This is a genomic window from Pseudomonas sp. FW305-20 (assembly GCF_058788075.1).
In genome coordinates this window covers 1-20,126 of the sequence record NZ_JBYTAJ010000059.1, presented here as the reverse complement: position 1 = coordinate 20,126, position 20,126 = coordinate 1, and the positions used below count along the sequence as shown (strand labels likewise).

The 20,126-nt window shown below is 59.2% G+C and carries 24 protein-coding genes; 16 read left to right on the top strand and 8 right to left on the bottom strand.

What is annotated here, in order from left to right:
• Nucleotides 1-201 precede the first annotated feature (201 nt).
• Entirely contained in the window at nucleotides 202-1,089 is an 888-nt protein-coding gene (rhtA, locus tag AC3WP4_RS27945) for a threonine/homoserine exporter RhtA (RefSeq protein WP_074878685.1), read from the top strand.
• A 169-nt stretch (nucleotides 1,090-1,258) separates the two neighbouring features.
• Nucleotides 1,259-1,540: a hypothetical protein gene (locus AC3WP4_RS27940; RefSeq protein ID WP_074878687.1), complete on the top strand. Its 282-nt coding sequence runs from the start codon at nucleotides 1,259-1,261 to the stop codon at nucleotides 1,538-1,540.
• Nucleotides 1,541-1,555: 15 nt separating this feature from the next.
• On the opposite strand, the gene AC3WP4_RS27935 is transcribed toward AC3WP4_RS27940, so the two are convergent.
• Nucleotides 1,556-2,116, bottom strand: a complete 561-nt coding sequence (locus AC3WP4_RS27935) for a TetR/AcrR family transcriptional regulator (RefSeq protein ID WP_102616715.1) — start codon at nucleotides 2,114-2,116, stop codon at nucleotides 1,556-1,558.
• A 92-nt stretch (nucleotides 2,117-2,208) separates the two neighbouring features.
• Between AC3WP4_RS27935 and AC3WP4_RS27930 the strand changes: the two genes are divergently transcribed.
• Together AC3WP4_RS27930 and AC3WP4_RS27925 are read left to right on the top strand one after the other, a co-directional pair.
• Nucleotides 2,209-2,937: an SDR family oxidoreductase gene (locus AC3WP4_RS27930; RefSeq protein WP_102616716.1), complete on the top strand. Its 729-nt coding sequence runs from the start codon at nucleotides 2,209-2,211 to the stop codon at nucleotides 2,935-2,937.
• 36 nt (nucleotides 2,938-2,973) lie between these two features.
• A complete protein-coding gene (locus AC3WP4_RS27925; RefSeq protein WP_102616717.1) occupies nucleotides 2,974-3,564 on the top strand; it encodes a 2-hydroxychromene-2-carboxylate isomerase in 591 nt (196 codons plus the stop codon).
• On the opposite strand, the gene AC3WP4_RS27920 is transcribed toward AC3WP4_RS27925, so the two are convergent.
• Entirely contained in the window at nucleotides 3,561-4,559 is a 999-nt protein-coding gene (locus tag AC3WP4_RS27920) for a zinc-dependent alcohol dehydrogenase family protein (protein ID WP_102616718.1), read from the bottom strand. The two genes, AC3WP4_RS27925 and AC3WP4_RS27920, sit on opposite strands and share 4 nt — an antisense overlap.
• Before the next feature lie 104 nt (nucleotides 4,560-4,663).
• Between AC3WP4_RS27920 and AC3WP4_RS27915 the strand changes: the two genes are divergently transcribed.
• Complete coding sequence (locus tag AC3WP4_RS27915; RefSeq protein WP_173860506.1) at nucleotides 4,664-5,584, top strand: LysR family transcriptional regulator; 921 nt, start codon at nucleotides 4,664-4,666, stop codon at nucleotides 5,582-5,584.
• On the opposite strand, the gene AC3WP4_RS27910 is transcribed toward AC3WP4_RS27915, so the two are convergent.
• The 4 genes from AC3WP4_RS27910 to AC3WP4_RS27895 form a co-directional block, all read right to left on the bottom strand.
• Nucleotides 5,577-7,385: an aminopeptidase P family protein gene (locus AC3WP4_RS27910; RefSeq protein ID WP_102616720.1), complete on the bottom strand. Its 1,809-nt coding sequence runs from the start codon at nucleotides 7,383-7,385 to the stop codon at nucleotides 5,577-5,579. The genes AC3WP4_RS27915 and AC3WP4_RS27910 overlap by 8 nt on opposite strands.
• Nucleotides 7,386-7,450: 65 nt before the next feature.
• Nucleotides 7,451-8,608, bottom strand: coding sequence for a cysteine desulfurase family protein (locus AC3WP4_RS27905; RefSeq protein ID WP_102616721.1), 1,158 nt, complete (start codon nucleotides 8,606-8,608; stop codon nucleotides 7,451-7,453).
• A 203-nt stretch (nucleotides 8,609-8,811) separates the two neighbouring features.
• On the bottom strand, nucleotides 8,812-9,426 hold the full coding sequence (locus AC3WP4_RS27900) for a LysE family translocator (RefSeq protein WP_074878704.1): 615 nt from the start codon (nucleotides 9,424-9,426) through the stop codon (nucleotides 8,812-8,814).
• A 99-nt stretch (nucleotides 9,427-9,525) separates the two neighbouring features.
• Nucleotides 9,526-9,795, bottom strand: a complete 270-nt coding sequence (locus AC3WP4_RS27895) for a hypothetical protein (protein ID WP_102616722.1) — start codon at nucleotides 9,793-9,795, stop codon at nucleotides 9,526-9,528.
• A gap of 280 nt (nucleotides 9,796-10,075) precedes the next feature.
• Here AC3WP4_RS27895 and AC3WP4_RS27890 point away from each other — a divergent pair, with 280 nt between their 5' ends.
• Nucleotides 10,076-11,179 carry a sigma-54 interaction domain-containing protein gene (locus AC3WP4_RS27890; RefSeq protein WP_102616723.1) on the top strand — a complete coding sequence of 368 codons (1,104 nt, stop codon included), beginning with the start codon at nucleotides 10,076-10,078 and terminating at the stop codon, nucleotides 11,177-11,179.
• Here AC3WP4_RS27890 and AC3WP4_RS27885 read toward each other — a convergent pair.
• A complete protein-coding gene (locus AC3WP4_RS27885) occupies nucleotides 11,176-11,541 on the bottom strand; it encodes an antibiotic biosynthesis monooxygenase (protein WP_074878709.1) in 366 nt (121 codons plus the stop codon). The two genes, AC3WP4_RS27890 and AC3WP4_RS27885, sit on opposite strands and share 4 nt — an antisense overlap.
• Nucleotides 11,542-11,635: 94 nt before the next feature.
• Between AC3WP4_RS27885 and soxR the strand changes: the two genes are divergently transcribed.
• The 10 genes from soxR (at nucleotide 11,636) to AC3WP4_RS27835 (ending at nucleotide 19,307) form a co-directional block, all read left to right on the top strand.
• The gene (gene soxR, locus AC3WP4_RS27880; protein WP_074878711.1) at nucleotides 11,636-12,085 is read left to right on the top strand and encodes a redox-sensitive transcriptional activator SoxR; all 450 of its coding nucleotides are present in this window, start codon (nucleotides 11,636-11,638) and stop codon (nucleotides 12,083-12,085) included.
• Between the two features lie 172 nt (nucleotides 12,086-12,257).
• The gene (locus AC3WP4_RS27875) at nucleotides 12,258-12,716 is read left to right on the top strand and encodes a VOC family protein (protein ID WP_074878713.1); all 459 of its coding nucleotides are present in this window, start codon (nucleotides 12,258-12,260) and stop codon (nucleotides 12,714-12,716) included.
• A 309-nt stretch (nucleotides 12,717-13,025) separates the two neighbouring features.
• A complete protein-coding gene (locus AC3WP4_RS27870) occupies nucleotides 13,026-14,225 on the top strand; it encodes a PepSY-associated TM helix domain-containing protein (RefSeq protein WP_102616729.1) in 1,200 nt (399 codons plus the stop codon).
• Nucleotides 14,222-14,764, top strand: coding sequence for a PA2404 family protein (locus tag AC3WP4_RS27865; protein WP_102616725.1), 543 nt, complete (start codon nucleotides 14,222-14,224; stop codon nucleotides 14,762-14,764). Before AC3WP4_RS27870 ends, AC3WP4_RS27865 begins: the two co-directional genes overlap by 4 nt.
• The gene (locus AC3WP4_RS27860) at nucleotides 14,761-15,090 is read left to right on the top strand and encodes a hypothetical protein (protein WP_074878723.1); all 330 of its coding nucleotides are present in this window, start codon (nucleotides 14,761-14,763) and stop codon (nucleotides 15,088-15,090) included. Before AC3WP4_RS27865 ends, AC3WP4_RS27860 begins: the two co-directional genes overlap by 4 nt.
• Entirely contained in the window at nucleotides 15,087-15,659 is a 573-nt protein-coding gene (locus AC3WP4_RS27855; RefSeq protein ID WP_074878725.1) for a DUF6162 family protein, read from the top strand. The genes AC3WP4_RS27860 and AC3WP4_RS27855 overlap by 4 nt, the downstream gene beginning before the upstream one ends.
• 35 nt (nucleotides 15,660-15,694) lie before the next feature.
• Nucleotides 15,695-16,621, top strand: coding sequence for a metal ABC transporter substrate-binding protein (locus tag AC3WP4_RS27850; protein WP_074878726.1), 927 nt, complete (start codon nucleotides 15,695-15,697; stop codon nucleotides 16,619-16,621).
• Nucleotides 16,618-17,499 (top strand): metal ABC transporter ATP-binding protein, encoded by an 882-nt coding sequence (locus AC3WP4_RS27845; RefSeq protein WP_102616726.1) that lies wholly within the window; start codon nucleotides 16,618-16,620, stop codon nucleotides 17,497-17,499. Before AC3WP4_RS27850 ends, AC3WP4_RS27845 begins: the two co-directional genes overlap by 4 nt.
• Complete coding sequence (locus AC3WP4_RS27840; protein WP_003226663.1) at nucleotides 17,496-18,395, top strand: metal ABC transporter permease; 900 nt, start codon at nucleotides 17,496-17,498, stop codon at nucleotides 18,393-18,395. The genes AC3WP4_RS27845 and AC3WP4_RS27840 overlap by 4 nt, the downstream gene beginning before the upstream one ends.
• Nucleotides 18,396-19,307, top strand: coding sequence for a metal ABC transporter substrate-binding protein (locus AC3WP4_RS27835; RefSeq protein WP_102616727.1), 912 nt, complete (start codon nucleotides 18,396-18,398; stop codon nucleotides 19,305-19,307). It begins immediately after the preceding gene.
• Nucleotides 19,308-19,359: 52 nt separating this feature from the next.
• Here AC3WP4_RS27835 and AC3WP4_RS27830 read toward each other — a convergent pair whose 3' ends face one another.
• A complete protein-coding gene (locus AC3WP4_RS27830) occupies nucleotides 19,360-19,872 on the bottom strand; it encodes a GNAT family N-acetyltransferase (protein ID WP_102616728.1) in 513 nt (170 codons plus the stop codon).
• Nucleotides 19,873-20,126 lie beyond the last annotated feature (254 nt).

The following is a 20,126-nucleotide window of genomic DNA, read 5'->3' as shown; positions in this document are numbered from 1 at the left end:
ATTGTTTACCAAGGAGTTTTCCGTTTCGACTGCGCCGGAAGTGGGGCGAATTATAGACTTCCAGAATCTGCCGTCAATCCTTAATTACGCTTTTCTATAAGGACGGCCAAAATCACAGCTTATATATAGACGCGCCCGCCATGAATGCGCAGTATATTGCCCAATACCACTCTCGTTTCCTACTTCGGACAATGCCACGCCATGAATGACCAACCTCGCAGCCTTGCCTCGACTCTGTTTTCGGTTGGCCTGCTATTGATAGCCATGGCATCAATCCAGTCAGGAGCCTCCCTGGCTAAAAGCATGTTCCCCATTATCGGCGCGCAAGGAACCACCACACTGAGGCTGATCTTCGCCAGCGTGATCATGATGCTGATACTGCGCCCCTGGCGAGCGAAGTTCACCGCGAAATCCTTGCGCACCGTCATCGTCTACGGAATGGCGTTGGGCGGCATGAACTTCCTCTTCTATATGTCATTGCAAACCGTCCCCCTCGGTATCGCGGTTGCGCTGGAATTCACCGGTCCACTGGCGGTAGCCATCTACGCCTCACGTCGCGCGATCGACTTTTTGTGGATCGCCCTGGCAGCCGTCGGCTTGCTACTGTTAATACCTATGGGAGAAACAACCGCGGGGATTGATCTGGTAGGCGCCGGTTATGCATTGGGCGCAGGTGTCTGCTGGGCGCTGTACATTCTGTTCGGCCAAAAGGCCGGTGCCGACAATGGCGTGCAGACCGCGGCACTGGGGGTGATGATTGCGGCACTTTTTGTAGCCCCTATCGGCATCGTCCATGCTGGTGCCGCACTACTCACTCCCTCACTGATCCCAGTGGCCATCGCTGTCGCCATTCTATCTACCGCAGTGCCCTACACGCTGGAGATGGTCGCCCTCACCCGCATCCCTACCCGGACATTCGGTACATTGATGAGCATTGAACCTGCGATCGGAGCGCTGTCAGGCCTGTTGTTTCTGCAGGAGTACCTTTCATTGTCACAATGGATGGCCATCATCTGCATCATTCTGGCCTCCATAGGCGCGACCATGACGATGGGGAGTGCAGCCAAGCCTGCTGTCACTGCAGATTGAGCCAGGATTTGACGAGGGTCTGGTATTTGTCGCGCAATTAGGCCATGTTTAGACCCATAACCCAGTGTCAGACATGGATTTTTTCAGATAGGGATATCAGAACGCTTCAAGCGAAAGCGAATGCAGCCAGACCCGGGCGCAAAGATCCGGGAACGCTATAAGGACAGTAATGAAACGAATTTTGGTATTGATCGCCGTACTTGCGGTTGCGGGCTGCGCGGCGACATCGAAAACCCAGGTAAAACACGGCAAGAGAGGGCTGCATATCAACTGTTCCGGGCTGTCATCATCCTGGGACAAGTGCTACACCAGCGCCGCCAACTCGTGCGCTCCAAAAGGTTACAAGGTCATCGCCAAGTCAGGGGACACTGTGGAAGAACCAGGCGATTACCCGTTCGGCCTCAACCCTGCCGGCTATACCAGCCGCAGCATGATCGTCATCTGCAAATAGATCGATGCCGCCTTGTCACGTTCGTGGACCTGCGATCTGGCGGCCAATCTCATCGTAGCTGGATTTCAGGACCGCACGCTGAATGTCCGGCGTGGCCAGCATTCGAGCAATAACCAACGCACCGATACATTGCGACAGAATCGCCCAGGCCAGGCTGTCGCTTTCCAGAACTTGTGCCCAACTCTTCTGAAGCCGACAAATCCAGTTCTCCGCTTGTTGACGAATCATCACGTCTGAACGTGCAATCTCGGCCCCTAATGCCGGCAAAGCACAACCCGATTCCGGATGCTCGACATGGGCCATGCTCAGGTAGTGTTTCAGGCAGCGCTGGAACTTCTCAGGATTCAGGTCTACCCCTAACCGCTCCAGGCTTTGAGACAGTTCACGCTCGACGATTGAAGCGAACAGCTCATCCTTTGACGAAAAGTGACTGTAGAAAGCCCCGCCACTCAAGCCGATCGCCTTCATCAAACCATCGACGCCTACCGTTGAAAAACCCGACTTCTTGGCCGACACCGCACTGCTTTCAAGTAGTTTCTCTTTGGTTTCCAGTTTGTGATTGGCCGAGTAACGCATTGCCTTGCCCTCAGGATTGATCGCCTTGACGCTTGCCGGATCGTAGCATAACGTTCGTTTAGTTAACGATCGTTTAGCAAAGGGATCTACCCATGAATAACAAGAAGGTCGTACTGGTTGTCGGTGCAGGGGATGCCACTGGCGGCGCAATTGCAAAGCGCTTTGCGCAGGAAGGATTTGTGGCGTGTGTCACCCGCCGCAGCGCGGACAAACTCCAGCCGCTGGTGGACGCCATCAAGGCCGATGGCGGTGAAGCCCACGGGTTTGCCTGCGATGCGCGCAAGGAAGAGGACGTGATTGCGTTGGTTGAGCAGATCGAAAGCCAGATCGGCCCAATCGAAGCGTTCGTCTTCAACATCGGCGCCAATGTGCCTTGCAGCATTCTCGAAGAAACCGCGCGCAAATATTTCAAGATCTGGGAAATGGCCTGTTTCTCAGGATTCCTCAACGCTCGTGAAGTGGCCAAGCGCATGGCCAAGCGTCAACGCGGGACTATTTTGTTCACCGGTGCTACCGCCGGCCTGCGTGGGGCCTCAGGATTTGCGGCGTTCGCCGGCGCCAAGCACGGGATTCGTGCCTTGGCGCAAAGCATGGCGCGTGAACTGGGGCCGATGAACATTCACGTCGCCCATGTTGTAGTCGACGGTGCCATCGATACCGATTTTATCCGCGAGAGCTTCCCCGAAAAGTACGCGACCAAGGACCAGGACGGCATTCTCAATCCAGAGCACATTGCCGAGAACTACTGGTATCTCCACAGCCAGCCCCGTGATGCATGGACCTTCGAGCTGGACCTGCGCCCCTGGAGCGAACGCTGGTAAGCCCTCCCCCACAATAATAAACAGAGCGCATCGACCATGAGCAAAACCGTGGAGTTCTACTTCGACCTCGGCAGCCCCGCCACCTACCTGGCCTATACCCAGCTACCGAAGATCTGTGAGCAGACCGACAGCCAGTTGATCTACATACCCATCTTGCTGGGCGGCGTCTTCAAAGCCACAGGTAACGCCTCCCCCGCGGCTATCCCCGCCAAGGGTCGCTACATGTTTCAAGATCTGGACCGCTACGCCAAGCGCTATGGCGTGGCACTGAAGTTCAATCCCCACTTTCCTATCAACACCCTGATGCTGATGCGCGCCGTCACCGGCATGCAATTGCGCCATCCTGAACGCTTTCAGGCATTCATCGATTGCCTGTTTCACGCCCTCTGGGTTGAAGGCCGCAGCCTCGATGATCTGGCGACCGTCGCGTCAGTACTGACACAGAACGGTTTCGATCCAAATGAAGTCCTGGCCCTGACCGCCGACGAGGAAGTCAAAGCCACTCTCAAGGACAACACAGAGAAAGCAGTGCAACGGGGTGTATTCGGTGCCCCGAGCATGTTTGTCGATAATCAGCTGTACTTCGGTCAGGATCGCCTGGACTTCGTCGTTGAAGCCCTGAGTTAGATCTCGACAACCAACCGCCCCTGCGCAGCTCCCGAAACGAGCAGCTCATGGGCGGCCTCGGCGGTTTGCAGCGTGAACTGCCGAGGGTCGAGCAACGGTTTCAGCTGACCCGTCTCGATCAACCGCGCAGCCTCCCTAAGTATCTCCCCGTGATGCTCACGCCCCTTGCCAGTCAGCAACGGCAACAAGGTAAACACTCCAGAATAAGTCGCCCCACGAAACGAGAGCGGCGCCAGACTGTGCTGCCCCCATCCGAGACAACTCACGACATGCCCCTCGTAGACCCGAGCAGCCTTGAATGAAGCGTCCAGCGTCTCACCCCCCACCGTGTCGTAGACAATGTCGAAGCCCTCCCCCGCCGTGTGCTCAGCCACATACTCCTCAACCGAAGATTTTCGATAATCAATAAACGTCGCACCGAACCCTTCGATGATCGCCTGCTTCCCGGCCGACCCGGTGGCAAATACGTCAGCACCGAAAGCCCGGGCAATTTGTATAGCCACATGCCCGACACCGCCCGCACCGCCGTGAATCAGCACTTTCTGACCCGCCCGCACCCGCGCACGATCCACCAACCCTTCCCACGCCGTAATCAGTACCAACGGCAACCCAGCCGCCTCGCGCATGCTCAGATTGCCTGGCTTGCGTGCCAGCAGTCGTGCATCGACGGCGGCGTATTCAGCCAGTGAACCCTGCGCACCGCCAATACCGGTGGCCATTGCATAGACCTCATCCCCCGGCAGCCATTCACTGACACCCTCCCCCAATGCCGCCACTGTTCCCGCGAGATCAATACCCAATACCGCCGACAATGACTGACGCGCATGAGCAGCCTGACCCGAGCGAATCTTTCCATCCAAAGGGTTCACCCCACTGGCCTTGATCCTGACCAATACTTGACCGGCCTCAGGCACAGGCCGTGGAACGGAAGCCAAGCGTAAAGGCCCGTTGGCCGAGTCAACAATCAGAGCGCGAATTTCAAGTGAGTCAGTCATTTCGCAATTTCCCGTCAGAGGTGGCTGTGGGATAAATCCTCCTCCCGTTCACTCATGCCGATAAGACGCTATATAGCTATAGTGACCATGCCCATTTGGCATCAATGAGAAACCCCGTGGACAAACTCAATGCAATGGCGATCTTCGTTCGCGTTGTCGAACGTGGCAGCTTTTCTGCCGTCGCCCGGGAATTGCAAACCAGCCAGCCGACCATCAGCAAAGTGCTGCGAGCACTGGAAACTGAGCTGGGTGGAAAGTTGATTTCTCGTAGCACACGACAACTATCCCTGACCGACGAAGGTCAGCGGTACTACAGCGAATGTCGACATATCCTGGCGGCCGTAGACGCCGCAGAACACAGCTTTCACTCCGGCCGCGAAGCTGTCGCCGGCAACCTGAAAGTCGGATCGTCCGTGAGTTTCGGGCGTTTACAGATTGCTCCGCGACTGCCGGCATTCCTCAAAAAACATCCTCAAGTGCAGATTGATCTGCAACTGAGCGATCAAAATCAGGACCTGGTCAGTGAAGGGCTGGACGTCACGTTCAGGATCGGCGAGTTGAACGACAGCGGATTGATTGCCCGCCGCATCGGCACCACCCACCGAGTAACTGTCGCAGCGCCCGAGTACCTTGCGCAGCACGGCCAGCCGCAAACGCCCGAAGAATTACGCGGACACAACTGCCTGCTGTTCAACCTGCTGAACAGTCAGAACCTGTGGGTTTACGAGAGAGAGAGACAACGTCACGAAGTGCGAATCAAGGGCAACGCACAAAGCAACAACTCCGAGGCGATCCGCGAGATGGTACTGGGGGGATTGGGGATTTCGCTGTCGCCGGTCTGGCTGTTCAGCGAGGACTTGAAGGCAGGACGCGTGACCGCGATTTTACCGGGATACAGCGCCCAGTCGCTGCCGATTCATGCCGTGTCCCCGGCGAATCGTCGCCAATCCGCCAGGGTCAAAGCCTTCGTCGACTACATGAGCCAGGCGCTCGAAGAAGCGCCTGAACTCCAACCGATCAAATAGCCGCAGTCCGGGTGTTCAACCACTCAAGGGCTGCGCCGTCGAGCAACGGGCTCAAGCGCTGGCGCACCTCGGCGTGGTAGGCGTTGAACCATTGTTTTTCGTCGTCAGTCAGCAGCGACGGCTCCAGGCAGCGAGTATCGATCGGGCACAAGGTCAGGGTTTCGAATTTCAGGAACTCACCGAATTCGCTTTTACCTGCCTCGCGGTTCAACACCAGGTTCTCGATCCGCACACCCCAGCGGCCCGGACGGTAAGTGCCCGGTTCGATGGACGTAATCATGCCAGGCTGCATAGCCGTTTGCGGTGCCGCAGCGGCCTGATAGGCGATGACCTGCGGGCCTTCATGCACGTTGAGGAAGTAGCCAACGCCGTGACCGGTGCCGTGACCGTAATCAACGCTTTCAGCCCAGATCGGCGCGCGGGCAATCGAATCGAGCAACGGCGAGAGAATGCCACGAGGGAATTGCGCACGGGACAACGCAATCACGCCTTTGAGCACCCGCGTGCAATCGCGCTTCTGCTCATCGGTCGGCGTACCGACCGGCACCATCCGCGTGATGTCAGTGGTGCCGCCCAGGTACTGGCCGCCGGAATCGATCAACAACAGACCGTCGCCTTCGATCACCGCGTGTTCTTCTTCGGTGGCGTGGTAGTGCGGCATTGCGCCATTGGCGTTGAACGCGGCAATGGTGTTGAAGCTCAGCGATACATAGCCCGGACGTCGGGTACGCACCGCCGTCAGGTGTTCGTCGATGGTCAGTTCGGTGATGCGCTCACGGCCCAACGCGGTGTCCAGCCAGGTGAAGAATTCACACAGCGCCGCGCCGTCCTGCTCCATGGCCTGACGAATGTGCTCGGCATCGGCCAGGCTTTTCTGTGACTTGGCCAACGTCGTCGGGTTCAGGCCTTCGATCAGCTTCACGCCGCTGTCCAGGTTATCCAGCAAGCCGGCGGTAACGCGCGCCGGATCGACTTGCAGGCTCGCCCCGCTCGGCACAGCGCGCAGGGCGTCGGCCACTTCGCTGTAATCGCGCAGGGTCACGCCGTCCTGTTCGAGGGTTGCGCGCAGCTTGGTATCGACCTTGCTCAGAGCCACGAACAGGGTGGCCTGCTCTTGGCTGATCAACGCGAAAGAAACAAACACTGGGTTGAACGACACGTCACCGCCGCGCAAGTTGAACAGCCAAGCGATGTCATCAAGGGTGGCAATGAAATGCCAGTCGGCACCGCGATCGTTCAAAACCTCACGCAGCTTCGCCAGTTTCTCGCCGCGGCTGACCGTCGCCTGAGGCGGCAGGTGTTGATAGATCGGTTCATTTGGCAGCGTCGGACGGTCGCTCCAGACTTCGTTCAGAACATCGATATCAGTGCGCAAACGTGCGCCGCGCTCTTCGAGCTTGCTACCCAACGTACGCGCCGAAGCCACGGCCATCACCGCGCCATCTACCGCGACGACGCCGCCTTCAGGGGTTTGCTCGGCCAGCCAGTCCAGCGGGCCGGGTTGACCCGGTTGCAGCTTGACCAGTTCGATGCCGCTGCCCTTGAGTTCCTTGGTCGCTTGCTCCCAATAACGACTGTCGGCCCAGACGCCTGCAAAGTCCGGCGTAACGATCAGCGTGCCGACCGAGCCATGGAAGCCCGACAGCCATTGCCGTCCTTGCCAGTAACCCGGCAGATATTCCGACAGGTGCGGGTCGGCCGACGGCACCAACAGAGCGTGAATGCCCTCCCGGCTCATCAGTTCGCGGGTTTGCGCCAGGCGTTGAGGCACCGATCCATTGATCGAAGGCTGCGTACTCATCATGTCTCCTGCTAATCACTTCATCATTATTGTTGAGTGTCGATCAACGCCGACACTTTCAGACCTTATTGCCAAAATGCCGGAGCACTGGCGCAGGCCGCTTTAATCAGCTGTACCGCTTGGTCGATGTCTTGCTCGGTGGTGAACCGGCCGAGACTCAAGCGAATGGTGCGACTTGCCGAACGGGCGTCATGCCCCAGGGCCAGCAGCACATGGGAAGGCGCATTGCTCGCGGAATTGCAGGCCGAGGTCGCGGAGAACGCGATCGAGGTGCTCAACGCCGTGGAATTGAACTCGCCTTCGCTGAAGGTCAGGCTCAAGGTATGAGGGATGCGCTGGGTCGGACTGCCATTGAGGCGTACCCCGGGAATGCTCAGCAATTGCTCAAGCAAGCGTTCACGCAACCGCACGATCGTGGCTTTCTCTTCATCGAACGAAGCGGCCGCCAAGGCGAACGCCACACCCATGGCCGCGATCTGATGAGTCGCCAGGGTGCCGGAACGCAAACCGCCCTCGTGACCACCGCCATGAATCTGCGCCTGCAAACGCTGCTGCGCGCGTGGCCCGACGTACAACGCGCCGATGCCTTTGGGGCCGTAAATCTTGTGGGCGGAAAATGACATCAGATCCACTGGCAACCGGGCCAGGTCAATCAGCACTTTGCCTGCACCTTGAGCCGCGTCGACATGGAACAACGCATCGCGAGCACGCACGACTTCGCCGATGGCCGAGATGTCGTTGACCGTGCCCAACTCGTTGTTGACCAGCATCAACGACACCAGAAAGGTGTCTTCGCGCATTGCTTCGCTGACCGCTTGCGGGGTTATCAAACCCTCGGCGTCAGGCACCAGATAAGTCACCGCAACACCGCCGTCCTGCAACTGCTTTGCCGTGTCGAGAATCGCTTTGTGTTCGATCTGGCTGGTGATGATGTGGCCGCCAGAAACACCGCGGGCCTGGGCCACGCCCTTGAGGGCAAGGTTGTTCGATTCGGTGGCGCCGGAGGTCCAGACGATCTGGTCCGGCTGGGCGCCGACCAGTTCGGCGACCTGCTGCCGCGCCTGCTCGACCGATTGCCGGGCCTGTTGACCGAACGCATGGGAGCTGGACGCCGGATTGCCGAAGTTGCCAGTAAAACCCAGACACTCGACCATGACCTTGATGACTCGCTCATCCACCGGCGTGGTGGCGGCGTAGTCGAAATACAGAGGACGCTTATTCATAGAAGACTCGCAGAGCATGTTCCGGGATCAGGAGGCTCGTCACTGAAACGCCAAACGCAGCCTCGTGAGCTGCGCCGATGGTTCAGAGCGTTAGAAATACCTGATCGGAGGCCGTTAAAGAAGAACAACTTCATTTAAAAGTGCGTAGGAACGCTCCTGAAGGCGAGCTTAACAGGCATAGGGCAAGCGGTTGAAGCAATGCGTCAGCTAAAGCTTTCGACCAACAACGGATACAGTGAAGCCACCAGCAGCAAGGCCATGCCCCAGTTGAACAGCCGCAACCAGCGGCGATCCTTCAGCACGTTGCGCAACAACGTGCCGCAGCCGGCCCAGACACTGACGCTCGGCAGGTTGATCAAGGCGAACACCGCTGCAATCACGATCACGTTGGTGAAATAACCCTGCATGGGCGTGTAGGTGCTGATTGCGCCGATCGCCATGATCCAGGCCTTGGGATTGACCCACTGGAACGCTGCGGCGCCCAAATAGCTGATCGGTTTGCTCTCGCCCTTTTCATTCTCGGAAACCGGTCCCGAATGGGCGATTTTCCACGCCAGATACAGCAAATACGCCGCGCCGACGTAACGCAGCACGCTGTAGAGCAAAGGATAGGTTTGAAACACTGCGCCCAAGCCGAAACCCACCGCCACGACGAGCACGAAGAAGCCGCAGGTGATGCCAAGCATGTGAGGGATGGTGCGGTTGAAACCGAAGTTCACACCCGATGCCAGCAACATGGTGTTGTTGGGGCCGGGAGTGATCGAGGTGACAAGCGCAAACAGGGCAAAGCCCAGCAGCAGATCGAGCGAGAGCGTCATGGTGGCAGTCCATTGGGTCAGTCAGGTACTGACCCTATCGCAGGCCTTCAGGGAAACCCATGGACAGTTGCGTAAAACTTCAAGCGGTACAGTTTTCGCTCAACTAGGACGACCGTGAAGCTGTACAGCACGTTCGGCGTTCATCTCGCCTTGTTTGTCGAAACTGAACGACTTTTGCGGTTGGCCGAGCAGCTCGGCTTTTTTCGCGTGGTATTCGTCGAACGACAAACCGCGACGATTCAACGCCTCAAGTGCCAACTCTCTGGTTTCTTCTTCGGTGTACGGCCGTAATTCCGGGGAAACATGGCTGGCACATCCAGTGAGCACGGAGACCGCAAGCAGCAAGAAAGCAGCGATTGGAGGTTTCATTGTGAGTGTCCTGACATCTGGGTTCGAGGCAATGAACACAGGCTACGCCGGGCATCCGATCTGCAGAAATCAACGCTCTCGATAGTGGCTATCGACTTTGGCTAACGCCGCTGAGGCAGAACACTTTATATCTCCAAATGATCTATTAATATTAATTTAATGTCTTTTACGGAATAAAGCTGGACCTTTATAAACCTGTCATCGCTTCAGACACTCCATGAACCATGTCCCTGCCGATCCCGACTTTCTATTCATAGCCTTCTATTCATGGAGCCTGCCCATGCAACTGCTGACCTTACCGCCCTCGCCCGCCCTGGCCACCTCGATCCGCGCCACGGCGCAGGTGTTCGAAGACCCCAGATCCCAGGCCTTGCTCGCCCATATTCGACAAGTCGCGCCCAGTGAAGCCAGCGTGCTGATCATCGGTGAAACCGGCACCGGCAAGGAGCTGGTGGCACGGCATGTCCACAACCTCAGCGCCCGGCGCAACCGGCCATTTGTGGCGGTGAACTGCGGCGCGTTTTCCGAATCCCTGGTGGAGGCCGAGTTGTTCGGCCATGAAAAAGGTGCCTTCACCGGTGCGCTGAGCGCCAAGGCCGGCTGGTTCGAGGAGGCCGATGGCGGCACGTTGTTCCTTGATGAAATCGGCGATTTGCCGATGGCGATCCAGGTCAAGTTGTTGCGGGTATTGCAGGAGCGCGAAGTGGTGCGCCTGGGTTCGCGCAAGAGCATTCCCATCAATGTGCGTGTGCTGGCGGCGACCAACGTGCAACTGGAGAAAGCCATCAACGCCGGGCATTTCCGTGAGGATTTGTACTACCGCCTCGACGTCGTCAGCTTGGAATTAAGCCCCCTGCGCGACCGCCCCGGCGACATCCTGCCGCTGACACGGCATTTCATCGAAGCCTACAGCCAGCGCCTCGGCTACGGCACCATCACCATTAGCAAGGAGGCCGAACTGAAACTGCGCGGCTACGGCTGGCCGGGCAATATTCGCGAACTGGAAAACGTCATTCATCACACACTGTTGATCTGCCGTAACGGCGTGATCGAACGCGACGACCTGCGCCTGTCGAACCTACGCATCGAGCGTCAGGACGATTACCACAGCCCCATCGACGACTCAGCGGAAGCTCTGCTCGACCGGGCTTTTCAAAAGCTCTTCGAAGAACAGGCCGGAGCGCTGCACGAGAAAGTCGAAGACGCGTTGCTGCGAGCCGCCTATCGCTTCAGCCATTACAACCAGGTACACACCGCCGCGCTGCTGGGCTTGAGCCGCAACGTAACCCGCACGCGACTGATCAGGATCGGCGAACTGGCGGTGAACAAGCGCCGGCCCACGGAAAATCTCCAGGGCGAGCGTGTCATGCAGCTGTCGATCTAACCCACCAGATTGCAGTGCAGCGCGTTGTCGTGGCTGCGTTCCAGGCTGTGCAGAACCTGGAACGAGCCAAAGGTCACGGTTTTCGCCTGATGGGTGCGAATCAGTTGCCAGAAATCCTGCTCGCCGCTTTCAAAGCTCTGGAACGCGGCCTCTCCCGCCTCGCGTGTTTGCCATTGCAGGTAGTTGAGCACCCGTCGGCCATCATCGCTGGCCTGGATGCTGGCACTCAGAAATCCTGTGAAGTCCTGGGCCAGACGTTCGGTCTGTTTCGACAGTGCCGATACCAACGCGGGCTGTTGATGGGGTTCGATCTCGAATTCGATCAATTGGGTGAAGCTGCGATTTTTCTCTGACGCTTGCATGAAGAGTCCCCCTGACGTGTAAGCCGGATCTTGCGATCCGAAGGCCTGCAGGGTAAAACCTCGAGTTAACTTGAGGTCAAGGAGCATTTTTTAGATGATCACCTCGGAAAATCTGCACAAGGAACTCACCGTCGGCCAAGTGGCTGCGCGCAGCGGCGTCGCGGTCACGGCGCTGCACTTTTATGAGTCCAAGGGTTTGATCAAAAGCAATCGCAACCAGGGCAACCAGCGGCGTTATCCCCGGGAAGTGCTGCGGCGGGTGGCATTGATCAAAGTAGCCCAGCGATTGGGGATTCCGTTGGCGGAGATTGGCGAGGCGCTCAAGTCCCTGCCGGATAACCGAGCACCGACGGCGGCGGACTGGAAGGTGTTGTCGGCGCAGTGGAGTCGGGATCTGGATGAGCGGATCAATCAGTTGACCTTGCTGCGGGACAAGCTCAATGGCTGCATTGGTTGTGGTTGTCTGTCGATGGAGGCATGTCCGCTGCGCAACTTTGGCGATGTGCTGGGGGAACGCGGGCCAGGGGCGCAGCTCCTTGGTTGATGGCTGAACAGTGCTGATGCAGCCGCGGGCGGTGATCTTTTTTGTGAACTTGGTAAATGCTGGGGATCAAAATCAAGACATCGCCATTTTTGGCAGCGCCTACACTTGATGATCCTGCTGAAAAGCGGCGAAGTGAAATCTTCCATCTACAAAAAAATCAGGGAGAACGATCATAAGTGTCAAACCTATTCCCGAGGGTTATCACAGCATTACCCCCTATCTGGGCATTCAAAAAGCGGCGGAAGCCATCGAGTTCTACAAGAAAGCCTTTGGCGCCACCGAAGTCATGCGCCTGTCCATGCCCGATGGCGGCATCGGCCACGCCGAACTGCGCATCGGCGATTGCCCGATCATGCTTGGCACGCCGTGCGATCAGGGGCCGCTGAGCAATCCCGACACGTCGCCGTCCGTGGGGCTGCATCTGTATGTGAACGATGTAGACAAGTCCTACAAACAGGCGATTGCGGCTGGCGGCATCGTGGTGTCCGAGGTCAAGGATCAGTTTTATGGTGACCGCTCGGGGACCTTGAAGGATCCCTATGGGCATCTGTGGTTTCTGGCCACGCGCAAGGAAGATCTGACTCAGGAGCAGATTGAGCAGCGGGCGCAGGAGATGTTCAAGCAGGGTTGAGCCAATGATCGCTCCCACGCTCTGCGTGGTAATGCCTCAATGGACGCTCCGCGTCCGCTTCTGGGACGCGGAGCGTCCCGGGCTGCATTCCCACGCAGAGCGTGGGAACGATCGTGGATCACTCGCCTACAGCCAAACGATATCGCGAAACATTTTCTTTCATCTCCCCCTTCAGGATTTCCGACGCTCATCCGTCTTATCTAGATGCAGTCGGCCCGCGTAGGCAAAAGCCACAGCCCGGCCTTTCATGGACCTCATCGCTGGGAAGCCCTCAGCGACGGCCCGCTCATCGAAACAAGACCTTTAATCATGTCGAAGAAATCCCGTTCAAAACTCTGGTTTCTGGTCCATAGCTGGCTGGCATTGCCGATCTGGTTTTTCGTACTGATCGTGTGCGTGACCGGCACCCTGGCGGTGGTTAGCCAGGAAATCGTCTGGCTGGCCAACCCGCAGATGCGCGCCAGCCAACCCTCGGACAATGCGCCTCTGCTCAGCTATGACCAGATCATTGCTGCGATCAAAAAGGCTGAGCCCAATACTCTGGTTGAGGCCATCAGCCGACCCGATGAATCGCACTTTGCCCTCGACGTGGACGTCAGCTACCCCGACGGTCGCTCGGTGACGGTTTACGTCAATCCCTATAGCGGCGTCATTCAGGGCACGGCGCCGCAGTTCAATTTCAAGGCGTTTACCCGTGCGCTGCATGGCTGGTGGCTGGTGCCGTTCACCAACGGTTATAGCTGGGGCTGGTACCTGGTGTCGTTTCTCAGCCTGCCATTGCTGGCTTCGTTGGTCACCGGGCTGGTGGTCTACAAGCGCTTCTGGAAAGGCTTCTTGCGACCGACGTTGCGCATTCGTCACGGTGCCCGGATTTTCTGGGGCGACTTTCACCGCCTCAGCGGCATCTGGTCGATCTGGTTCATCGCGGTGATTTCCATCACCAGCACCTGGTTCCTGATCCAGGCGTTCATGTTCGACAATCAGATCTCGATCAGCACCGCGCCGGTGACGGCTGTGGTCCCGCGTGAAAGTGTCCCGCTGACGGCCGACGGTTCGCCAGCGCCGATGATCAGCCTGGAAACAGCAATCCGCGAAGCCAAGGAACGTATTCCCGGCCTGGACGACAGCTTCGTCAGCCTGCCCGCCAATGCCTATAGCTACCTCTCGGTGGGTGGGCGCAGTTGGTATCCGCTGATGTTCCAGACCGCCGACATCAACCCTTACACCGGCGACATCGCCGCCGCCCGCCTGTTGTCGGATCGTTCCGGCCTGGAGCTGGTAACCGAGTCCATGCGTCCGCTGCACACCGGGGATTTCGGTGGCATCTGGATCAAGCTGATCTGGTTCTTCTTCGGCCTGATCCTGAGCATGATGGTGCTCAGCGGCTTGTTGATCTGGACCAAACGCACCGCCCTGGCCACGGCCAATGCCCTCAAGCGCAACCATAAACGCCCGCGCAGTCAGGCTGCTGCGGTTGCGAGCCATGAAGCCACGGAGGTCAGCCAATGAGTCTGTTCATCGCTGATAAACCGGGCTCGAAACTGAGCCGTTTCTGGCACAAATGGCGCTTCCACATCAACGTTCTGCTGTTGCTGGTGCCGCTGGGGTTCATGCCCAAGTACTTCGCCGATGCTGCGCTGTTTCGCGGTGACACCGGCCTGGGCGAGCGGGAAATCGGCGAGGTTCAGGTGGGGCCCTGGAGCCTGCGCCTGGCCGAGTTGCGCAACGACGCCCCGACCCTCGATGGTCCGGCCGGCTACATGAAGAGCTTCAACGCGGCGTTGTGCGACAGCTGCCGCGATCAGGTCAAGGCGACGTACCTGCGCATTGGCAAACCGCGCAGCCTGCGCGCCGCCGGGGTGATTTTCTTCGGCACGCCGTATCGCATGGGCGCGATGTTGCCGATTCCCGAGAAGACCAAAGCCGACGCCGAACTGTGGATCACCATGGAAGGCTGGGATGGCGCCATGCACCAGGCCTCCATCCCCCTGAGCCAGGCATCCCCGGCCACCCTCGCCTGGCTGAATCAACAAGGAGGCAAACCATGATTAACGCTTTACGTCCGTTGAGCGCCGCGCTGCTGTTGCTTTGCGCCGGTTTCAGCGCCAGCGCTCTGGCCCACAACCCGATGTGCGAATGCAAAGCCATCGACGCCGAGCAGATCAAATGCACCGGCGGCTTCTCCGACGGCAGCGGCGCGCCGGGGGTGACCCTGGACGTGATCGGCTACGACGAAACCATCCTGGTGCCGGGCAAGCTCGGCGCCGATTCGACCCTGACTTTCAAGAAGCCCGGCGCCGAGTTCTATGTGCTGTTCGATGCCGGCCCTGGCCACGTCGTCGAGATCGACCAAGCGGACATCGAAGCCCCATGAGTACGCCAACCACGCAAGTCGTCCGTCCGGCCGGTGCCGGTCATGAAACCCTCTTTGTGTTGCTGTTGTGCCTGATGATCCTTGCGGTTGCCGGCTCGGTGGTCGCATGGCGCGGTGAGTCCCAGGAAGTCAGCAGCGTTGGCAGCCATCAACTGGATGCCCGTCGTGACTTGAGCGCGTCCGAGCAAGGCATCTACGCCGACCTGCGGGTGACGCTCGACGAAATTCATCTGTTACGTCAGGAGCAACAGGCGCTACCCGCCCCTGCCGCCCTCGCCGATGAGGGTTTTGCGCCGTTCGCCCAGGACGCCAGTTCGGTCAGCCGCGGCGGTCATGCCTGGCAATTGCTCGACGCCAAGGCTTACTTCGGCCAGAGCCAGGCGCCCACCGTGGCGGGTTCGTTTCTGATGCGCTTGAGCGCTGACGACGATGCGCCGGACGTCTGGCTCAACCGCGGCAACGCCCTCGCGGCCCCGACCGATCTCACCGACGCCGCGCTGGAAAGCGCGGGCTGGCAGCAGATCGTCGCGCAATTCGATGCCGGCGTGACACGCCAGCACCGGCACTGAACCCTCGCCTTCACCCGAGAGAAGACCGCTTTCCCATGCCTATTTCATCTCAACGTTGTTTCTTGCGCCTGATATTGGTCGGCTTACTGGCTTGCCTGCTGACTCCGCTGGCCAGTGCCGACGAAGCCAAGCGCCTGCGCATCGGCATCACCCTGCACCCTTACTACAGCTACGTGGCGAACATCGTCGGTGACAAGGCCGAGGTGGTGCCGCTGATTCCGGCCGGTTTCAACCCGCATGCCTACGAGCCTCGCGCCGAAGACATCAAGCGCATCAGCGGGCTGGACGTGGTCGTGCTCAACGGTGTCGGCCATGACGACTTCGCCGACCGCATGATCGGCGCCAGCGAAACCCCGAAAATCCCGGTGATCGAAGCCAACGAAAACGTGCCGTTGCTGGCCGCCACCGGCACCGCCGCTCGCGGTGCCGGCAAGGTCGTAAACCCGCACACCTTCCTGTCGATCAGTGCCTCGATTGCCCAGGTCAACAACATCGCCCGGGAACTGGGCAAGCTCGACCCGGCCAACGCCAAGACCTACACCCAGAACGCCCGCGCCTACGGCAAGCGCCTGCGGCAGATGCGCGCCGATGCCCTGGCGAAACTGACCCAGGCACCGAACGCCGAACTGCGAGTAGCCACGGTTCACGCGGCTTACGACTATTTGCTGCGCGAATTCGGCCTGGAAGTGACGGCCGTGGTCGAACCGGCTCACGGCATCGAACCGAGCCCGAGCCAGCTGAAAAAGACCATCGATCAACTGCGCGAACTGGACGTGAAAGTCATCTTCTCGGAGATGGATTTCCCGTCCAGCTACGTCGACACCATCCAGCGAGAGTCCGGGGTGAAGCTGTACCCGCTGTCGCACATTTCGTATGGCGAATACACCGCCGACAAGTACGAAAAGGAAATGACCGGCAACCTCGACACGGTGGTTAGGGCGATTCAGGAGTCGGGGAAATGACCGCGAAAGAAACCATCACCGCACAAACCCCCTCCCTGACTGATCCCGAATCCCCTGTGGGAGCGGCGGTGCGACGATTCGACTTGCTCGCGAAGGCGTCCAGTCAGTCGCCATCATCCTTGAATGACACACCGCAATCGCGAGCAGGCTCACTCCTACAGGTTTCGGGGCCGACGCTGGATTTTGCGCAGGTCAGTTTGACGCTGGGCCGCACGACAATCCTCGACAACGTGACCTTCCAGGTTCAGCCCGGCAGCGTGCATGCACTGGTCGGCCCCAACGGTGGCGGCAAGAGTTCGCTGATCAAGACCTTGCTTGGGCAGATGCCGCATCAGGGTCGCTTGAGCCTGCAATGGCCCGGCACACCGGGAACCATCGGTTACGTGCCTCAAGCCCTGGAATTCGATCGGGGGTTGCCGATGACCGTCGATGATTTCATGGCTGCGATGTGCCAGCGGCGTCCGGCGTTCCTCGGCTTGAGCAAACACTACGCCGCCGCCATTGGCGAAGCCCTGGAACGGGTCGGCATGCAGGACAAACGCAAGCGGCGCATGGGTGCGTTGTCGGGTGGTGAACGGCAACGGGTATTGCTGGCTCAAGGATTGATTCCGGTGCCGCAATTGTTGGTTTTGGATGAACCGATGTCGGCGCTCGACGAGGCCGGCATTCAGGTGTTCGAACGGCTGCTCGGTGACTGGCGCCAGAGCGGCATCACCGTGCTGTGGATCGAGCATGATCTGGAAGCCGTGGGTCGTCTGGCGGATCGCGTCACCGGGCTCAATCGCCGGGTGCTGTTCGATGCCACGCCGAAACAGGCTCTGACCCCGGAATGCCTGCTGACCCTGTTCTCCACTCATCCACGGAGCGCTGTGCAATGAGTTATGAAGCCTTTCGTTTGATGGTCCAGGGTTGGGCCTCGTCGGGTTATCTACCCGAGGCGCTGGCCTATGGATTCGTGGTCAATGCATTGCTTGCCGGCTTGCTGATCGGCCCGGTGCTGGGCGGTTTGGGGACACTGGTGGTGGTCAAGCGCTTCGCGTTTTTCTCCGAAGCGGTGGGCCACGCGGCGCTGACCGGCGTAGCCATCGGCATTTTGCTGGGCGAACCCTACACCGGGCCTTACGGCAGCCTGTTCGGCTACTGCTTGTTGTTCGGCATCTTGCTGAACTACCTGCGCAACCGCACGGGTCTGGCGCCGGATACCTTGATCGGCGTGTTCCTTTCCGTGTCATTGGCGCTGGGTGCCAGTCTGCTGCTGATTCTGGCGGGCAAGATCAACGTTCACATCCTCGAAAACGTGTTGTTCGGTTCGGTGCTGACCGTCAACGGCAATGACCTGCTGGTGTTGGCCATCGTCGGTTCGCTGGTCATGGCCCTGGCCTTGCCGCTGTATAACCGCATCATGCTGGCCAGTTTCAATCCGCAACTGGCGGCGGTCCGTGGCGTGGCGGTGAAGACCCTGGATTACCTGTTTGTGATTCTGGTGACCCTGATCACCGTGGCGGCGGTGAAAGTCATCGGCGCGATTCTGGTCGGTGCCCTGCTGGTGATTCCGGCGGCAGCGGCGCGATTGCTGAGTCAGTCGCTGAAGGGCTTCTTCTGGTGTTCGGTACTGATCGCTACGGTCAGCACGCTGTGCGGGATTCTCGCGCCGATTGTCTTCGACCTGCCTATCCCGTCCGGCGCCGCGATCATTCTGGTGGCTGGTATCGCCTTCGCTCTCGCCGCCATTGCCCGTGGCGTTGTCCCCAGCCTGAAAGGGAATCTCGGATAAATGTCTTTTACTCTGCGTCAATTGACCTTGGCCGTAGCCCTGTGCGGGCTGGTCAACACAAGCTTTGCAACTGACAGCGCCAAACCGTTGCGCGTGCTGGCGTCCTTGCCGATCACTTATGGTCTGGGCGAAGTCTTGCTCAAGGGCACCGACGTCAACCTCGAACGTGCCGCGCCGGCGAACCTGCCCGGCAGCCGTCAGACCGCGTACTTCACGGGACGTGGCGCTCCGGCGCTGGCCAAACTGGCGATCGACGCCGATGCGGTGATTGGTCTGCGTTCGCTGTGGGCGGATGATCCGCTTTACCCGATCTCCCGGCGTAGCAACATCCGCATCGTCGAGGTCGACGCCGCGCGCCCGGTGGACGGCGCCCTGCCCGGCATCGCCGTGCAGCCTGGCAACAAGGTCGATGGGTTGAACAGTCAGCCGTGGTTTTCCAGCAACAACATGGGACGGATGGCGGACGTGATGGCGGCGGACCTGGTGCGCCTGGCGCCCGAGGCCAAGCCGAAGATCGAGGCCAACCTGGCGGCGCTCAAACAGCGTTTGCTCAAGTTCAGCGCCGACAGCGAAGCGCGGCTGGCCAGTACCGACAACCTCAGCGTGATGAGCCTGAGCGATCACTTTGGCTATCTGATTGGCGGCCTCAACCTGGAGCTGATCGGCCTCGATGCGCGGCCGGATACCGAGTGGACACCTGAAGCGCTCAAGCAATTGGGCGCGACACTCAAGGACAATGAGGTGGCGGTGGTGTTGCACCATCGCCAGCCGTCGGAGGCGGTGAAAGCGGTGATTGCCGAGGCAGGGAGTCGGTTGGTGGTGTTGAGTGTGGATGCGGAGGATCCGGTGGCCGAGCTGGAAGGGAATGTGGATTTGCTGATCAAGGGGTTGAGCGGCGAGCCTTCGGCCTGAGATCAAAAGATCGTCCGAAGGCTCGGGCCGTGTTCGGACGATCTTTTGACGTTCAAAAACCAAAAAGCCCGCTGACCTTTCTATGAAGGGGGGGCAGTGCTTTGTGCATGGGAATGGCGTGGAGCCCGGCTACGGCGAAGGTTTCAGCGCAAGGCTGGTAACCCAGATGACGGTAAAAGGCTTCGCTGGTGCGGGTGCTGTTGAGTCGTGCCTGATGCAAACCCTGATCGGTCAACCAGCGCTCAAGGTCGCGCACCAGCGCTTGCCCGGCCCCGCGACGAAACCATTCCGGTTGCACGTAACAAAACGCCACTTTGCCGCTGATCGCAGCCATCGCGACGCCGACCGGTTTGTCCTGCAACAGGGCGATGTTCAGGTACAACCGCTCGTCGGTGAGCCAGGGCTGCACGTGTTCGATGGTTTTGTTGTGGGTCCAGGTGGCAACGATGAGTGGATCGTTGCGATGGTCGAGCGCACAACCCACGCGAATGGAGCGCTCGACGATCCGGCTGATGATGCCGGCGTCGGCGGGGGTTGCCTTGCAAATGTGAAGGGATGCATCCATGGCGCTGTTACCTCAATCCATTGAGTCAAAGCTGCTGCCGGGGACGATAGCGCTGCGGCGAGTGGGTGGCTAATGGAGAGACGTTACATTTGGTGTGCAACACAAAGCTAATGTGGGAGCGAGCCTGCTCGCGAAGGCGGCAGCACATCCAGCATTGATGTGACTGACAGATCGCTTTCGCGAGCAGGCTCGCTTGTATGGTAGGACTTGAAGGGAGGAGGAGGGACAAGGCTCGATTCTGACTGTTGACGCAG

Bases quoted from the DNA above. Each gene is read 5' to 3' on its own strand.
- rhtA (WP_074878685.1), top strand. From the start codon at position 202: ATGAATGACCAACCTCGCAGCCTTGCCTCGACTCTGTTTTCGGTTGGC.
- AC3WP4_RS27940 (WP_074878687.1), top strand. From the start codon at position 1,259: ATGAAACGAATTTTGGTATTGATCGCCGTACTTGCGGTTGCGGGCTGC.
- AC3WP4_RS27935 (WP_102616715.1), bottom strand. From the start codon at position 2,116: ATGCGTTACTCGGCCAATCACAAACTGGAAACCAAAGAGAAACTACTT.
- AC3WP4_RS27930 (WP_102616716.1), top strand. From the start codon at position 2,209: ATGAATAACAAGAAGGTCGTACTGGTTGTCGGTGCAGGGGATGCCACT.
- AC3WP4_RS27925 (WP_102616717.1), top strand. From the start codon at position 2,974: ATGAGCAAAACCGTGGAGTTCTACTTCGACCTCGGCAGCCCCGCCACC.
- AC3WP4_RS27920 (WP_102616718.1), bottom strand. From the start codon at position 4,559: ATGACTGACTCACTTGAAATTCGCGCTCTGATTGTTGACTCGGCCAAC.
- AC3WP4_RS27915 (WP_173860506.1), top strand. From the start codon at position 4,664: ATGAGAAACCCCGTGGACAAACTCAATGCAATGGCGATCTTCGTTCGC.
- AC3WP4_RS27910 (WP_102616720.1), bottom strand. From the start codon at position 7,385: ATGAGTACGCAGCCTTCGATCAATGGATCGGTGCCTCAACGCCTGGCG.
- AC3WP4_RS27905 (WP_102616721.1), bottom strand. From the start codon at position 8,608: ATGAATAAGCGTCCTCTGTATTTCGACTACGCCGCCACCACGCCGGTG.
- AC3WP4_RS27900 (WP_074878704.1), bottom strand. From the start codon at position 9,426: ATGACGCTCTCGCTCGATCTGCTGCTGGGCTTTGCCCTGTTTGCGCTT.
- AC3WP4_RS27895 (WP_102616722.1), bottom strand. From the start codon at position 9,795: ATGAAACCTCCAATCGCTGCTTTCTTGCTGCTTGCGGTCTCCGTGCTC.
- AC3WP4_RS27890 (WP_102616723.1), top strand. From the start codon at position 10,076: ATGCAACTGCTGACCTTACCGCCCTCGCCCGCCCTGGCCACCTCGATC.
- AC3WP4_RS27885 (WP_074878709.1), bottom strand. From the start codon at position 11,541: ATGCAAGCGTCAGAGAAAAATCGCAGCTTCACCCAATTGATCGAATTC.
- soxR (WP_074878711.1), top strand. From the start codon at position 11,636: ATGATCACCTCGGAAAATCTGCACAAGGAACTCACCGTCGGCCAAGTG.
- AC3WP4_RS27870 (WP_102616729.1), top strand. From the start codon at position 13,026: ATGTCGAAGAAATCCCGTTCAAAACTCTGGTTTCTGGTCCATAGCTGG.
- AC3WP4_RS27865 (WP_102616725.1), top strand. From the start codon at position 14,222: ATGAGTCTGTTCATCGCTGATAAACCGGGCTCGAAACTGAGCCGTTTC.
- AC3WP4_RS27860 (WP_074878723.1), top strand. From the start codon at position 14,761: ATGATTAACGCTTTACGTCCGTTGAGCGCCGCGCTGCTGTTGCTTTGC.
- AC3WP4_RS27855 (WP_074878725.1), top strand. From the start codon at position 15,087: ATGAGTACGCCAACCACGCAAGTCGTCCGTCCGGCCGGTGCCGGTCAT.
- AC3WP4_RS27850 (WP_074878726.1), top strand. From the start codon at position 15,695: ATGCCTATTTCATCTCAACGTTGTTTCTTGCGCCTGATATTGGTCGGC.
- AC3WP4_RS27845 (WP_102616726.1), top strand. From the start codon at position 16,618: ATGACCGCGAAAGAAACCATCACCGCACAAACCCCCTCCCTGACTGAT.
- AC3WP4_RS27840 (WP_003226663.1), top strand. From the start codon at position 17,496: ATGAGTTATGAAGCCTTTCGTTTGATGGTCCAGGGTTGGGCCTCGTCG.
- AC3WP4_RS27835 (WP_102616727.1), top strand. From the start codon at position 18,396: ATGTCTTTTACTCTGCGTCAATTGACCTTGGCCGTAGCCCTGTGCGGG.
- AC3WP4_RS27830 (WP_102616728.1), bottom strand. From the start codon at position 19,872: ATGGATGCATCCCTTCACATTTGCAAGGCAACCCCCGCCGACGCCGGC.